1 pseudogene is annotated in these 484 nt (G+C 37.0%); it reads right to left on the bottom strand.

Going from position 1 to position 484, the window contains the following annotated elements:
* Positions 1-92: pseudogene (locus IQR33_RS25670) on the bottom strand (DsbA family protein); the annotation flags it as partial.
* Between the last annotated feature and the right edge of the window lie 392 nt (positions 93-484).

Below are 484 nucleotides of genomic sequence, written 5' to 3'. Positions count from 1 at the left end.
GGCAGTTGCTGTTTTAGTTTATCCAGCGTTGGTTTGTAACCCCAACACCAACTGCACATTGGGTCATGCACGTAGTAAAGCTTTATATCCACTTTAATAATTAAACCTTTAAAATCATTTAGTTAAATCAAACAAAAACATTAAGTGGCGATGAAGTGGCGACACATTTAAATCTAATTGCTTGGTTTAGGCTTCGAAGTTAACAAGTTGTCCGGCAAAGAAGCAGGCTTTGGCTCTTCTCATGCACTCCCCACGAAAACAGCGATTTCTTACCGTTAACTTCAAAGTCATTTCAAAATCTCAGAGTAATTATACAGTCTCATAAATTGAAAAACTTATTTATCTTGGCAATTCACCTTCAAGCCTGTCTATACAAGGCTTCGTAAGCTTCACAATTGATCGTCTCTTTCTTCTTTTGATCGTCTTCATTTATGACGAAAAACACACTCACTCCTTTATTTTCAAACACTTACCAATCACCACC

It is taken from the genome of Vibrio sp. OPT46 (assembly GCF_015163535.1).
Lineage (GTDB): Bacteria > Pseudomonadota > Gammaproteobacteria > Enterobacterales > Vibrionaceae > Vibrio > Vibrio alginolyticus.
This window is presented reverse-complemented; position numbering and strand designations above follow the sequence as displayed.